The 13,834-nt window shown below is 30.7% G+C and carries 16 protein-coding genes; 6 read left to right on the top strand and 10 right to left on the bottom strand.

The genetic code is table 11. The features are described 5' to 3' along the window. Positions 1 to 99: 99 nt before the first annotated feature. From BLW23_RS03305 to BLW23_RS03315, 3 genes are read right to left on the bottom strand one after another with little or no spacing between them, the layout of a single operon-like run. Positions 100 to 666, bottom strand: a complete 567-nt coding sequence (locus BLW23_RS03305) for an RNA polymerase sigma factor (RefSeq protein WP_093667807.1) — start codon at positions 664 to 666, stop codon at positions 100 to 102. Continuing rightward, on the bottom strand, positions 663 to 1,721 hold the full coding sequence (locus BLW23_RS03310) for a glycosyltransferase (protein ID WP_176829739.1): 1,059 nt from the start codon (positions 1,719 to 1,721) through the stop codon (positions 663 to 665). Before BLW23_RS03310 ends, BLW23_RS03305 begins: the two co-directional genes overlap by 4 nt. 55 nt (positions 1,722 to 1,776) lie before the next feature. After that, the gene (locus BLW23_RS03315; RefSeq protein ID WP_093667809.1) at positions 1,777 to 1,980 is read right to left on the bottom strand and encodes a membrane or secreted protein; all 204 of its coding nucleotides are present in this window, start codon (positions 1,978 to 1,980) and stop codon (positions 1,777 to 1,779) included. A 158-nt stretch (positions 1,981 to 2,138) separates the two neighbouring features. Here BLW23_RS03315 and BLW23_RS03320 point away from each other — a divergent pair, with 158 nt between their 5' ends. Genes BLW23_RS03320 through BLW23_RS03330 form a run of 3 tightly spaced genes read left to right on the top strand, consistent with a single transcriptional unit; the run spans position 2,139 to position 4,128 of the window. Continuing rightward, positions 2,139 to 2,912 (top strand): YHYH protein, encoded by a 774-nt coding sequence (locus BLW23_RS03320; protein WP_093667810.1) that lies wholly within the window; start codon positions 2,139 to 2,141, stop codon positions 2,910 to 2,912. A 30-nt stretch (positions 2,913 to 2,942) separates the two neighbouring features. Beyond that, a complete protein-coding gene (locus BLW23_RS03325) occupies positions 2,943 to 3,491 on the top strand; it encodes a toxin-antitoxin system YwqK family antitoxin (RefSeq protein ID WP_143032098.1) in 549 nt (182 codons plus the stop codon). After that, a complete protein-coding gene (locus BLW23_RS03330) occupies positions 3,475 to 4,128 on the top strand; it encodes an SCO family protein (protein ID WP_093667812.1) in 654 nt (217 codons plus the stop codon). Before BLW23_RS03325 ends, BLW23_RS03330 begins: the two co-directional genes overlap by 17 nt. Before the next feature lie 722 nt (positions 4,129 to 4,850). Here BLW23_RS03330 and murB read toward each other — a convergent pair. Both murB and BLW23_RS03340 read right to left on the bottom strand, forming a co-directional pair. After that, positions 4,851 to 5,858 carry a UDP-N-acetylmuramate dehydrogenase gene (murB, locus tag BLW23_RS03335; RefSeq protein WP_093667813.1) on the bottom strand — a complete coding sequence of 336 codons (1,008 nt, stop codon included), beginning with the start codon at positions 5,856 to 5,858 and terminating at the stop codon, positions 4,851 to 4,853. A gap of 4 nt (positions 5,859 to 5,862) precedes the next feature. After that, positions 5,863 to 7,053 (bottom strand): pyridoxal phosphate-dependent aminotransferase, encoded by a 1,191-nt coding sequence (locus tag BLW23_RS03340; RefSeq protein ID WP_093667814.1) that lies wholly within the window; start codon positions 7,051 to 7,053, stop codon positions 5,863 to 5,865. A 155-nt stretch (positions 7,054 to 7,208) separates the two neighbouring features. Between BLW23_RS03340 and BLW23_RS03345 the strand changes: the two genes are divergently transcribed. Beyond that, positions 7,209 to 8,540: an aspartyl protease family protein gene (locus BLW23_RS03345; RefSeq protein ID WP_093667815.1), complete on the top strand. Its 1,332-nt coding sequence runs from the start codon at positions 7,209 to 7,211 to the stop codon at positions 8,538 to 8,540. Positions 8,541 to 8,618: 78 nt separating this feature from the next. Here the strand turns inward: BLW23_RS03345 and BLW23_RS03350 are convergent, their stop codons facing one another. From BLW23_RS03350 to BLW23_RS03370, 5 genes are read right to left on the bottom strand one after another with little or no spacing between them, the layout of a single operon-like run. After that, positions 8,619 to 8,822 carry a hypothetical protein gene (locus BLW23_RS03350; RefSeq protein WP_093667816.1) on the bottom strand — a complete coding sequence of 68 codons (204 nt, stop codon included), beginning with the start codon at positions 8,820 to 8,822 and terminating at the stop codon, positions 8,619 to 8,621. Positions 8,823 to 8,866: 44 nt separating this feature from the next. After that, positions 8,867 to 9,553, bottom strand: coding sequence for a hypothetical protein (locus BLW23_RS03355; RefSeq protein ID WP_093667817.1), 687 nt, complete (start codon positions 9,551 to 9,553; stop codon positions 8,867 to 8,869). Between the two features lie 35 nt (positions 9,554 to 9,588). Further along, positions 9,589 to 10,248, bottom strand: a complete 660-nt coding sequence (locus BLW23_RS03360; RefSeq protein ID WP_093667818.1) for a pyridoxamine 5'-phosphate oxidase family protein — start codon at positions 10,246 to 10,248, stop codon at positions 9,589 to 9,591. An 11-nt stretch (positions 10,249 to 10,259) separates the two neighbouring features. After that, positions 10,260 to 10,775, bottom strand: a complete 516-nt coding sequence (locus tag BLW23_RS03365) for a GNAT family N-acetyltransferase (RefSeq protein ID WP_093667819.1) — start codon at positions 10,773 to 10,775, stop codon at positions 10,260 to 10,262. Position 10,776: 1 nt separating this feature from the next. Beyond that, positions 10,777 to 11,253 (bottom strand): OsmC family protein, encoded by a 477-nt coding sequence (locus tag BLW23_RS03370; RefSeq protein WP_176829740.1) that lies wholly within the window; start codon positions 11,251 to 11,253, stop codon positions 10,777 to 10,779. Positions 11,254 to 11,354: 101 nt separating this feature from the next. Here BLW23_RS03370 and BLW23_RS03375 point away from each other — a divergent pair, with 101 nt between their 5' ends. Together BLW23_RS03375 and BLW23_RS03380 are read left to right on the top strand one after the other, a co-directional pair. Next, positions 11,355 to 12,845, top strand: coding sequence for an aminotransferase-like domain-containing protein (locus tag BLW23_RS03375; RefSeq protein ID WP_093667821.1), 1,491 nt, complete (start codon positions 11,355 to 11,357; stop codon positions 12,843 to 12,845). A 332-nt stretch (positions 12,846 to 13,177) separates the two neighbouring features. After that, a complete protein-coding gene (locus BLW23_RS03380; protein WP_093667822.1) occupies positions 13,178 to 13,789 on the top strand; it encodes a PAS domain-containing protein in 612 nt (203 codons plus the stop codon). The last annotated feature ends 45 nt before the right edge of the window (positions 13,790 to 13,834 follow it).

Here is a 13,834-nt window from a genome sequence, read left to right on the forward strand (position 1 = left end):
ACTTTTAAAGGGAATTAAAATCATGTTAAAGGTAGGTAAAAAATAGTATAACGATAATTAATTAAGTTAAATTTTATCTATATACAGCTTTTTTAAAGTTTAAGGTGTGTTTTTGATGATTTCAGCCAATAGTTTTTTAGCTCTCAGTAGTTTTACCTTTACATTGTTCATAGGTTCGTTTATTTGAGTAGCTATTTCCTTATAGCTAAGTTCTTGAAAATAACGAAGGTTTATTACTTCTTGATATTTTGGTTTTAATTGCTTAATATCTCGAAGTAGTTTGGCTAAGTTTTGTTCGGTTATGATTTTATCTTCAGGACTAGGAGAATCGTCTATTACATAAAATACCTCTTCATTTTTTTCATTGGTGGTAGCAACAGAAATAGATGTTTTTTTCTTTCTAAGAAAATCGATAAAAACGTTTTTGGAAATGGCAATCAACCAAGTTTTAAATTGATAGTCTTCGTTGAACGATTCTATTTTTTCAAATGCTTTTGAAAATGTTTGAATCGCAATATCTTCAGCATCATTATCGTTCTCCGTTTTTTTTAAGAGAAAATAATAAACACTTCCCCAAAATTGATCTAATAGGAAATTAAATGAAATTTGTTTTCCGTTTTTAGCGTCTTTTATATGTTTTAAAACTAATTCTGTATCTATTTTCAAAGCTTAGGTTTTGAGACTAAGTTTAATATTGCTGAAAAAAATACAAAAAATACATAACTTATATCCAATATTGGTAAAAAATATAACAATTTGACTTCTTTTAATTTGACCATAGCCTTGGTAATAAAGGCATATTGAAAAAGGAGGTAAATGGCAATGGCTAAAAGTCCAAATATTAAATTATGAAAGCATAAATAAATGGAGCTAAGCCAAAACATAAATTTAGAAAGATTAAAAAGAGCTAGGAAGAATCTGGTTTTACCAGAATAAAAACTTCTCAATGCATTGTGTTTTCTAAAATCTGAAAGAAACTCTGAAAAAGTGACGATAGATTGCTCCTTTACATAGCTATCTGGTATCAATTGTATTTGAGTTTTGGCAACAGCTTTTGAATCTTTTAAAAACAAATCCGTTTCACCATTTACAATATTTATGTGATTGATAAAACCTTTCACTTTAAAAAATAACTGCCTATTATAACCAAAATTTTCTTGAAATCCTTTGTACGGATTGTTTAGTTTGGCAAATGTGAAAAACTTCAAAGAAGATAAGGTGTTATGGAACCTAATGAACAAACTTTTAACTGAAAATTTTGTGCTTTTTAAAGATTTATATCCAATAACCACACTAGTTTCCTTATCTAGTTTGGAAGCCATTTCTTTTATCCACAATTTACTTGCAGGCTTACAATCAATATTAAAAAAAAGTAAGGAGTCATTACTAGCAGCTTTTATACCTAATGTTAGGGCATATTTTTTATTTCCCCAAAAAGCTTCCTTATTCTCAACATTTACCACTTTTATATGATGGTGATTTTGTTGAAAATGCTTGATAATCTCTAGACTTTGATCGGAAGAGGAATGATTCACCAAAACTATTTCGAAATCTTTATACTCTTGATTGATAATTGAAGGTAGGTTTTGTTTCAATTCATTCGCATTGTTTTTAATGTAAATGATTATTGAAATGGCCTTGTTTTCAACTATTAATGTTCCATTTCTCTTAGTGTTAAATGGAAGTGTAAAGAAAAATAAATAGTAAATGAACTGTACCAAAAGAACCGCTATTAAAATGCAGTAAAGTGCAGTAAGAAACATACTGTTGTATCAATTAATTGTGTTCTGGTTCATTACAAGTTTCAAATTGGTCGGGAGTTTTTCCACAAAAACCACAGGCTTCTCCTGATTCATTTAAAACTGGGTTTTGACTCGCACAGGTCCCTGCAAATTCACCGTCTTTTTTAGCCCATATTTTAATGGCAATACCAGCAAAAGCAAGTGCTAGCATACCAATTGTCACAAAAATTAATTTCATGTTGTAAATAATTAAAGTACAAAGATACTAAAACTAAAAATCATTGGCTTCACAAAATAATTTGAATCATTTAAAAAAAACAGATATTTACTTTAAACTATTCTTGTTTTTTAAGGTCTAATGAACGTTAGTTAATTTTAGTTTAAAATGTGTTCTTTATGAAAAACGTTAGAAATGTAATCAATCTTTTTATAGCACTAGTGTTAATTGGTAGTTGTAGTTCAGATAACAATTCTGAAGATAATAATAGCAATGATCCTATTAATGAAACCGTTTATGATATTAGATCGCTATTGCCAAAATTTGATAATGTAGAAGGATTGAGTTATGCAATTGAGGGGGATTATGTTGTATTTACAACTAATAACTTACCGGATCATAAAAGTCCCTATTGGGATCAAAGTAATCCACTTTATGAGGAGTATACGGGTACAAATACGAATTGGAATCAAAACCCGAATACTATCCAAAGTCAAAATATAACCTTAAAAATTCCTTTGTATCCAAAGGAGTCTTCAAGTAAGGAAGCTACGTCTCTTGGTCCTATAGGGATTTCAATTAATGGAGTAGTTTTTTATAATCAATATGCTGGACCTAACAATCAACCATTAACAAATGAAATAGATTCTTTTGATCAATATTGGGGACATCCCCAGCAAGCTGGTCAATATCATTATCATATTGAACCTTTGTATTTAACAGAACAATATGGTAAATCTGCATTTTTAGGATTGTTGGCTGATGGTTTTCCTGTCTATGGGCCATTGGAGGGGAATACGACAATTACGAGCGATGATTTAGACGTTTACCATGGTCATATTTCAGCGACTGCTGATTTTCCTGATGGAATTTATCATTACAATATTACTGCTGACGCGCCTTATTTAAACGGAAATGGGTTTTACGGAACTCCTGGAACCATATCCCAATAGTCAGTGAAAATTCAGGGCTCAATAGTAGTTATGTTGACACTTTTATTTTGCATTTCATGTAAAAAGGAGTGTTCAAAAAGCACTATACATAAGTTTTCCAAAGAGAGTTTTTCGTTAATTAACGGTGTTCTTTTTTTTCAAAATGAGAAATTCTCTGGAAAACTGAGCTCCTATGATCCCGTTAATTTTACATCAAATTTAATTGAATATTGTGACGGAAAGAAAAACGGAAAAGAAATCAAAAAATATAATACGAATGAATTGGCTGAAGAACGTTTTTACAAAGAAGGAGTAAAAACTGGAGTTCATAGAGGTTGGTGGGAAAATGGAAATCAAAAATTTGAGTATCATTTTAATGCTTCTGGTGAGTATCATGGAATAGTTAAAAATTGGTATAAAACAGGAAAGATGTTTAAGTTTTTCAATTATAGGGATGGCAGGGAAGAAGGATCGCAAAAAATGTGGCAATCCAACGGGAAAATTAGAGCCAATTTTGTGACAAAAAAAGGTGAGCGATATGGAGTTATTGGCTTAAAAAAATGTTATACTTTAAATAGTAAAGATGAGAGTATTCAATAGATTAATTATAGTGATTGTTGTACTGACGTCGTGTAAAACAACTACACACGAAAAGAATGAAGGATTGCCATATTTTAATTCTGCGGAACTAACTCCTGAATGGATTTCTAGAGGCGTTCCTGAGTATAACAATATCCACAAGATTCCGAATTTTGAGTTTATAAATCAAGAAGGGGATAAGATCACCCAAGAAAGTTATGATAACAAAATATATGTAGCAGATTTTTTCTTCACAACATGTCCAGGAATTTGTCCGATGTTAGAAAGAAATATGAGTAAGCTTCAAGATATCTTTGGAAATGATGATGAAGTGTTATTATTATCTCATTCCGTAACGCCATTAAAAGATTCTGTTTCGGTGCTAAAGGAATATGCTAAAGAGAATGGAATAATATCTTCAAAATGGAATGTAGTTACCGGAAATAAAGACCATATTTATGACATTGCGAGAAATGGATATTTTGCCGATGAAGATTTTGTAAAGACGAAAGATGCGAGTGCTTTTATTCATACGGAAAACTTTGTGCTAGTTGATAAAGAAAAAAGAATTCGTGGAGTTTATAATGGTACTCTAGCTATTGAAATCGAAAGACTTGTTAAGCATATAAAAATGTTGAAAAGGGAAAATAATTTTTAAAAATGTGACCTATTAAAAATTTTCGTGTCATACAAGTGTGAACAAGCCCAAAATACTTATAATCATGAATTGGTCAAATACTATCTTAAATTTAATAAACGAAATTTTTAGCAACAGAAAAACAGTTTTAATTCCGGTTAAAGTTGAAAAAAGAAATAGAAGAACATTTTAATATGATTTTCCTTATTCTTTTTTAAAGAATAAATACCTCCCTCTCCAGCTAAATACCCTTAGTTATCCGCTTTTTGATTTTAATAGAGCTTTTAATTTAAACTTGGAGAAACTTGAAGTATTAAACTAATTTAATCATCCCAAGAAGTCATTTAATGATTAGGTTTTCGAACTAATTTTGAGATGTGTTCAATGTGAATGTTTTGTGATAAAAAAACAATTTTAATTCCCGTTAAATTTAGTAATAGAAATGAAAATACGATTTAATAATATTTAGCTATTTTTTGAATAGCAAAATTTCCCTCTAAATTCAATTACCCTGAATTATCCGCATTTTTTTTAAGTTGAATAATATTTAAGTCAATTTTTAGTTTAAATACTAACAGATGTGACTTATTCAAATTTTATGTGTCATAATAAATGAATAATCCCTTAAAGTCATCAATTATGAAATTATTAAATAACATTTTAGATTTAATCAACGCAATTTTCAGTACTAGAAAAACAGTTTTAATCCCAATAAAAGTAGATAAAGGAAACAGGGGAACATTTTAAATAATGTTAACCTCTATTTCTAAGGCGATAGAGAAATTTTCGAATATCGTTTTTTGAATTCGTTTAGCTAAATTATAAACATCCTTACCTGAAGCATTACTATAATTCACCAATACCAAGGCTTGTTTTTCATGTACTCCGTAATCACCATAACGTTTTCCTTTAAAACCTGATTGTTCTATCAACCATCCAGCAGGAACCTTTATTTCAGTATCCGAAACAGGATAAGAAGGTATGTTTGGATGTTTTTTTTGTAATTTATTGAAAAGATTCTTTGAAATTACTGGGTTCTTAAAAAAACTGCCACTGTTACCAATTTTTTTCGGGTCAGGCAATTTTGATTCTCGAATAGCAATAACAACATCAGAGATGTCTTTAATAGTAGGCTTGGTTATTTTTCGTCCATTTAGCTCTTTTTCAATAGCACCATATGAGTTGTTTAATTTATGAGCGTTTTTAGTTAAATTAAAACTAACAGAAGTAATAATAAACTTCCCCTTAACCTCATTTTTAAAAATAGAGTTTCTATATCCAAATTGACATTCTTTATTTGAGAAAGTGTGTGTTTTACCTGTAGCTATTTCTATAACTTCTACTTTGGTAATAACATCTTTAACCTCTACACCATAGGCGCCTATATTTTGTATAGGGCAGGTACCGACATTGCCAGGAATTAATGAAAGATTTTCTATTCCTCCGTAATCTTCAGAAAGACACCATAAAACAAAATCATGCCAATTTTCTCCAGCATTAACGGTTAAATGAACTGAGTTTTCATTTTCTCTATCAATTGAAATTCCTTTTATATTAATATGAACAACAAGTTTGTCAATATCTCTTGTTAAAAGCATGTTGCTTCCTCCACTAATCACGAAAATGTCTTTTTCCGTTTTTAAGAGTTCTTGTAAATGATATAAAGATTCTATGGAAACAAAACGTTTGGCATTCACATGAATGCCAAACGTATTAAACTCTTTAAGAGATATGTTTTGTTGTATTTTCAAACTATTAATTATTGTATTGTTCTAAAGCAACTTTTAGTATTTCTACACATCGAGTTAAATCTTCTTTATTCAATACGTAAGCAATACGTACTTGATTTAAACCTTCCCCTTCGGTAGAATAAAAACCTCCCGCTGGAGCAACCATTAGAGTTTCATTGTTATGGTGAAATTCTTCTAAAATCCATTGAGCAAAGTCTTCAGAGTTTTTAACTGGTAATTCAGCAATACAATAGAATGCACCTTTAGGGTTTGCTACTCTAACTCCTTCGATTTTTTGTAATTCTGAAATTAAAATATTTCTTCTTTCTTGATATTCTTCAATTACTTCATCAAAATAACTTTGAGGAGTATCTAATGCCGCTTCACTGGCTAATAATGCATAAGTAGGAGGACTTAAACGTGCCTGAGCAAACTTAAGAGCTGTATTGATAAACTCTTCATTTCTCGATACGATACAACCGATTCTAGCTCCACACATGCTATAACGTTTCGAAACAGAATCAATCATTATTGTATGTTGATCCAATCCATCTAAAGACATTACAGAGTTATGTTTGTCACCATCATAAGTAAATTCACGATATACTTCATCAGCAATTAAAAATAAATCGTGTTTAGCAACCATTTGCTTTAGCTTTTCTAATTCTTCTTTGCTATAAAGATATCCCGTTGGATTTCCAGGATTACAAATTAAGATGGCTTTAGTTTTAGAAGTAATTAATTTTTCAAAATCTTCAATTGCAGGTAAGGCAAAATTGTTTTCAATTTTTGAAATTACAGGTACAACTTTAACTCCTGAAGCAGTTGAAAAACCATTATAGTTGGCATAAAAAGGCTCAGGAATAATAATTTCGTCTCCTGGGTCAGTAATACTGCCAATTGTAAATAACAAAGCTTCTGATCCACCAGTAGTTGCAATAATATTATTAGCGGTAACGTTAATGTCGTTCATACCGTAATAATTCGCTAGTTTGGTTCGGTATGTATCAGACCCTTCAGAACGAGCATAAGACAATACTTCAATTGAATTGTTTTTTACAGCATCTAGTGCAATTTGAGGGGTTTTAATATCTGGTTGACCAATATTTAAATGATAAACCTTCGTTCCATTTTTTTTTGCAGCCTCAGCAAAAGGCACCAATTTTCTTATTGGTGATTGAGGCATTGAATTTCCTTTATTAGAAATAGATGGCATTTTTCAAAAAAATTAGTTGTTTATGCGGCAAATTTGCGAAAATATTTTGATAAAATTACTGCGTTTTAATTAAAATAATAAGGTTAAAAAAATCCTAAATTTTATCATAAATAGAAATATGATTGTATATTTATTAAATCCCTAAACTTTAGCCCTTGAATAAAAAAATACTTTTACTACTACTACTTTCAATCTCAACCTCAATAATTAAAGCACAATCAAAATTTCAATTCATAAAAAAAGCAGAAAAAGAAGTTATCCAGTTTCGTTTAATTAACAATTTAATTGTTTTCCCTCTTCGTATTAATGGAAAGGAGCTTTCGTTCATACTAGATACTGGAGTAAGAAAATCAATTCTTTTTAATTTAAATGAGAAAGACAGTTTAATACTTAAAAATACACAGAAAGTTTATATTAGAGGGCTCGGTGCAGGAAAACCGGTAGAAGCAATTCGCTCCAAAAAAAATGAAATTCGCATAAAAAATGTTTTAGGTTTTAGTCAAGAGGTTTTTGTGATTTTGGATGATACATTTAAGCTTTCTTCCAAAATGGGTACTACAATACATGGAATTATTGGTCATGATTTACTAAAGGATGTTATTGTAAGAGTAAATTATAACAGTAAAACACTTACACTATACGATCCAAAAGCATATGAGCAACCGAGGTGTGGATCCTGTGAAGCATTGGATATTGAGTTTTATAATAACAAACCTTTTATTAATATTACCATTAGTACTGATAGTATTCGAAAGAATATTCCCGTTACAATGTTGGTTGATTCTGGTGGAAGTGATGCTGTTTGGATGTTTGAAGGGACTGATAAAAATATAACGACTCCAGAGAAGTATTTTGTTGATATTTTAGGAGAAGGGTTAAGTGGAACCATTTATGGTAAAAGAAGTAGAGTGAGTGAGGTTAAAATAGGAAAATATGTACTTGAAGGACCAACAGCTTCATTTTTGGACACAGTATCTACTTTTAATGCTAGAAAATATACTAAAAGAAATGGTAGTATTGGAGGAGGTATTTTGAAGAGATTTAAAGTTTGGATTGATTATCCTAATAAAAAATTGACTTTAAAGAAATCGAGTTCTTTGAGTAAAGGATTTCACTACAATATGAGCGGGTTACATGTAGTTTATAATGGATTAGAATTGGTTAAAGAGAAAAATGATTTATCTACACGTACTAGCTTTAAAACTGACGATACTTCTGGGAATGTTATTTCTTTTGTAACTAGTTATGCCTACAAGTTTAAGCCTTCATTTAGAATAGAAAGTGTTGTTAAAGGATCACCGGCTGATATTGTTGGTATTGAGCCTGGTGATGTCATAAAAAAAATTAACGGAAAGTTTGGGCATGAATATACATTGGAATCTATTTCTGCGTTATTTCAAGCTAGACCTAATAAAAAAATTAGTATGGTAATTGAACGAGGTGTAGTGGATTTGAAATACAAGTTTTATTTAGAACCTAGAATTTAATCTTCTAGGCTCTAAACAATGCATTTTACTTGATGTTTCGTTTTTATTAAATCGAATACTTCTGAGGTAAAAAAGGCTTTAATCTGCTTCTGCGAGATCATCATGATAATATCCTGAATAAACCATTTGAAATTTGTGATCGACAGTTTCTATTATACGGAACATTTTATCTATTGTTTTATTCGTTCCTTTTGGCCGTCTAATTCTGGAGTAACTTTTCCAAAGGCATTCGCTTCCGTACTTCAAAAATAAAGAATACACATCTTGATTAATTAATTCCATGCAATAAGTATGTTTTATAGAGTAATTTTAAAATATAAATGGTATTAATTATAGCCTTTTACATTTCCTAAATCAAGAACACCAATTGAAAGTTGATGTTTGGAAGGAAGTACAGCTCCCGATTTACAAGTAATCCATTCATTCCATGTAGCTTCCATACCACCAATAGGGATAATTGAAACCCACATTTTATAAGAAACAGGTTTTCCGTCTTCATCTAGTATCCATAAATAAGAATCTCCTGGAGTTGAGCCTCCTGTAGTGTAGGTTATAAGCAAAGCGTCCTTGTTTTCATAATTAACAATACTACGTTTTACACCATGTTCAAAAACTTTGTAAGGAGCAAGTAACCAAAAACTATCGTTGTTAAAATAATCGATTCCTTTTTGAAGTATTTCAGGAGCACTTGTTTGTTCATTTTTTAGATAAACAATACTTTTTTCTGAATTTTTTGTATCCAAAGAAATTCTGTTATCATTCCATACAATAGAAACAGTATCCATTTCTCTATCCCATTTATAAAAATGCTTTCCTCTAAAACTCCATTCAATGAAACGAGTATTCTCGTAGGCTTTATAATTTAAAGCATTCAACATCTTCTGTGCTAATTCATCAGCTTCTTTTCCTTGTCTTCCCTCTGGAATTGGTTCGTTTTTACTATAAATATATATACCTAAAGCAATGGTTAAAATTAAAAGTAGGAGACCTACTATTTTCAATAGTTTTTTCATTTTAATTAATAAAATTCTACAACTAAGATACCAAATTATTTATGCTTTTCGTAATACTCCATTACATGTGATGGGATGTTAATATCGGCAGTCAATTTTTCGTCTGAAATTGGTTTTTCAGCTTTTTGAACTATAGGGACAATTCCTGCCCATATTGGCAGAGTTTCATCTTCTGGTTCGTCAATAGCGCCAACATTTCTAACTTTAGCCGATGCGGTATCAATTGAAATTTCAATTACAAGTGTTTGATCGAGTTCTTTTTGGTTCATTTCTCGTAAGTTATCCCATCTATTGGGGATCATATAATCAAGAACACATTGCAAGGCAACTACTTTTTCAGTATCTACTTTTACTTTTTTTGGAGTTCCAAAAATGGTAGCTGAACGATAGTTAACAGAATGGTGGAACCCAGACCGAGCAAGAACCAATGCATCTAAATGTGTAATGGTAATACTTATTCTTTCCAAGGATAGCAACGACTGTAACATTCTATTACCATTTGAACCGTGTAAATATATTTTGTCATCAATTCTTCCATAGGCCATAGGAATACTTATAGGAACTCCATCATAGGTATAACTTACATAACCAAGAAATCCTGCATCTATAATCTTATTGATTTCTTCTCGGTCATATACCGCTCTATTAGCACCTCTTTTAACTCTATTTAATTTTGATTTGGAATACTCTTTCATTTCAGTTTAATTTATAATGGTTTAGAAAAAACGAAGTTATCATAATCAGACTCTCCAACACGGAATGAATAGTTTCCGACTTGTAAGAATTCATTTTTCTGATAAAATTTAATTGCTCGATAATTTTTAATATAAGTGGTTAGCCAGACAGTATCGAAATTCAACTCTTTTGCTTTATTTAGCATAAAATCTAAGGTTGTTTGACCTAGTTTTAAAGGGATAAATTCATTGAGAATATATATTCGTTCTAATCGACAGCAGTTATTAGAATCGACATTATCATTCTTTGCATTTAAAACAATTTTTGCATACCCGGCAGGAAAAGAATTGTAATAAAGTACGAAATAGATGTTATTAGTATTCGCTACATCTTTTGAAACATTCTCAATTGAAAAAGCCACATTGTTGTAGTTAAATAAATCTTGCTGGTTTTTTATAAAATGACCATGAGATTCAGAATAAGTTATTCTACCTAAAAGAGCGATAAGCTCAACATCAGTCTGATTGGCTAATTTTATTTCTAACATTTTAATTTTCTATATAACTTGTTTTTGGAATATGATTTATAGGGAAGTTGAGTGAATTTGCGATATAGCAAAGCTCATTCGCTTTATGATGTAGCTTATTGGCTTTCTCTACCATAGAAGATTTTTGAACGACTACCATTGGTTGCAATATAATTTCAGTGAATTTTCCTCCGCCATTATTCGTTTCAACCATGGTTCCTTTAACGTTATCTATGTATTCAACGACAACGACGCCAGCTTCAGAACATAAATGAAGGTACCACAACATATGACATGTTGAAACAGATGAAACCAATAAATCTTCAGGGTTATGTTTGGTTCTGTCACCTCTAAAACTTGGGTCTGACGAGGCGGCAATCGTTGTTTTGTTTTCAATAATAATTTCATGATTACGTTCATAATCTCTATATCCAGACGTACCGGTTCCATTATTTCCAGTCCATTTTATGATTGCGTTGTAATTATGTTGTCGTGACATGGTTTTATAAAAAAGGTTAATAATTAATTCGGTTCATTAACAAAAGTACTATATTTAAGGACTATTGTTTTAGTCCAGAATTAATAAATTAAGTAGTCCAGATGTTTCCTTATAAAACCAGTTTTGTTCTCAAGAAGAATACGAATCAGTCGTTATACTTACAGTTAGCTAATCAATTTATTTTTTACATAAGTGAAGGTAAATTATCGAATGGGACCAAGCTGTTAGGAACTAGAACCTTATCTGATTTACTGGGTGTCCATAGAAAAACTGTCGTAACTTGTTATGAAGAATTAGAAGAACAAGGGTGGGTGATAAGTGTGCCAAAGAAAGGTACTTTCGTAAAAGATGATCTTCCTATTTTAAATCAACAGGAATTTATTGGCTTAAACAAGGAAAAGAATAATAATATCAGTTCTGACTATACTTTTTATAAAGATTCCTTGCTACCTGAAAAGGAGCCTTTGAAAAGTGAAGATTGGATAAGAATAAATGATGGTGTTTCGGATACGAGGTTAGCGCCAACAGTTGAAATAGGAAGAATATATAGAAGAATATCTTCTCGTAAGAATATTTTTAAAGATATTTCATACGGTTCTACTTATGGAAATGAAAGACTGAGGGAAGTATTGGTAGAGTATTTGAATTCATCAAGAGGGTTAAAAATAACAAAGGATAATCTCTTAATAACAAGAGGAAGCCAAATGGGAATTTGGTTAAGTGCACAATTACTACTTAAGAAAGAAGATATAATTGTTGTAGGGATGACTAATTATTCGTCGGCCGATATTACCTTTAAGCAAACTCAGGCAACATTGAAAAGAGTAGCGGTTGATTCGGAAGGAATTGTTGTTTCTGAAATTGAGGAAATATGTAAATCCAGTGTAATTAAAGCTGTGTATATAACATCTCACCATCATCATCCAACCACAGTAACTTTATCAGCAGAAAGAAGGTTACACCTTTTAAATTTAGCTAGAAAGTATCGTTTCGCTATTGTTGAAGACGATTATGACTACGATTTCAACTATAATCATGCTCCGATTTTACCTTTGGCAAGTCATGATGATAGAAAGAATGTAATTTACATAGGTTCTGTTTGTAAAACTGTCGCTCCCGTTTTTCGAATAGGTTATTTAATAGCTTCTGAAGCTTTCGTGAAAGAAGCGTCGAAACATAGAGGGTATGTTGACAGACAAGGTGATGCAATACTAGAACTAACCTTTGCTGAATTTATTAAGTCGGGAGATTTAGACAGACATATTAGAAAAATTTTAAAAATTTATAAGGAAAGGAGAGATTTGTTTTGCAGTTTATTAAAAAGTCAATTATCAAAATATTTAGAGTTTAATGTTCCGAAAGGAGGAATGGCAATTTGGGTTAAATTGAATTCTGAATATACCTGGGAAGAAGTAAAGGCAGAAGGTTTAAACCATAATTTTTCTCTTGGAGAGTGGGAACGTTATGACATGGCTAACAAAAGGCATAATGCAATTCGAATGGGATTCGCAAGCTATACTAATGAGGAGATTTACCAATTAATTGAAAAGTTAGGGGGTATTTTTTCCAATTTAGAGCGATCTAAAAAATAATAGATATAAGAACATGTTTCGTATTGCTTATTTCATGAAAATGAAATGATTAATTTAGAATGATTTCATTAAAGAAATATCGAAAAAATATATATATTTGAGTTTCAACCAGACTAAAACTACTATTTACAAGTAACTTTATTAATTCCCCACTTTATTTATCAAATTTAAGCTTTGAGGCGTCATTTTGATTTACAATTTTCTGCATGTTAAAATTGTAAAGACGGTCTTGATATGTTTAAAAACAAAAAAATGAAATAAATAAGGTTTCATATTCATTGATTTTCTCTGAAAATAAAGTTTAAGTTTAATATAAATAGTTTTATCAAATTATGAGTTTAGAAAGAAAACCAAAAGTTACTCCGCCAAAACCTGTTGATAGGGAAATCATTTTGGATAAGGATGATGTACTTATCAGTATAACAGATAAGCGGGGAGTAATTGAATATTGCAACGAGGCTTTTGTTGAGTCTAGTGGTTATGAAGAGTTTGAGTTGGTTGGTGCTGGACATAACATTGTTAGACATCCAGATATGCCTCGTGTTATTTTTAAAATGATGTGGGATCGTATACAGTCTAAAAAGAATATTATTGCAGTCGTAAAAAACTTAGCCAAAACAGGTAGGTATTACTGGGTTATTACTGATTTTGTGGTAAAAGAAGACAGTAAAGGTAATATTACAGGGTATAAAGGAATACGAAAACCTGCATCTAGAAAGGCAATAGATGAAATGATTCCATTTTATAAAAAGTTGGTAGAAATTGAAAAAGAAACTGGATTAGAAGCTTCAGAAAAGTTTTTTAAAGGTTTTTTTGATTCAAAGGATACTGATTATAACAGTTACATTGAAGACTTGGTTCTTGATAGTGATATGGTAGGAGCCGACGGAACTAGAGAAAAAAAGAAAGGTTCCTTTTTTAAATGGGTATTTGGATTGGAGTAGAGGTACTAATTAACAATAGGGGCAATTATTAACCAAATAGCAAAC

It is taken from the genome of Tenacibaculum sp. MAR_2009_124 (genome assembly GCF_900105455.1).
Lineage (GTDB): Bacteria > Bacteroidota > Bacteroidia > Flavobacteriales > Flavobacteriaceae > Polaribacter.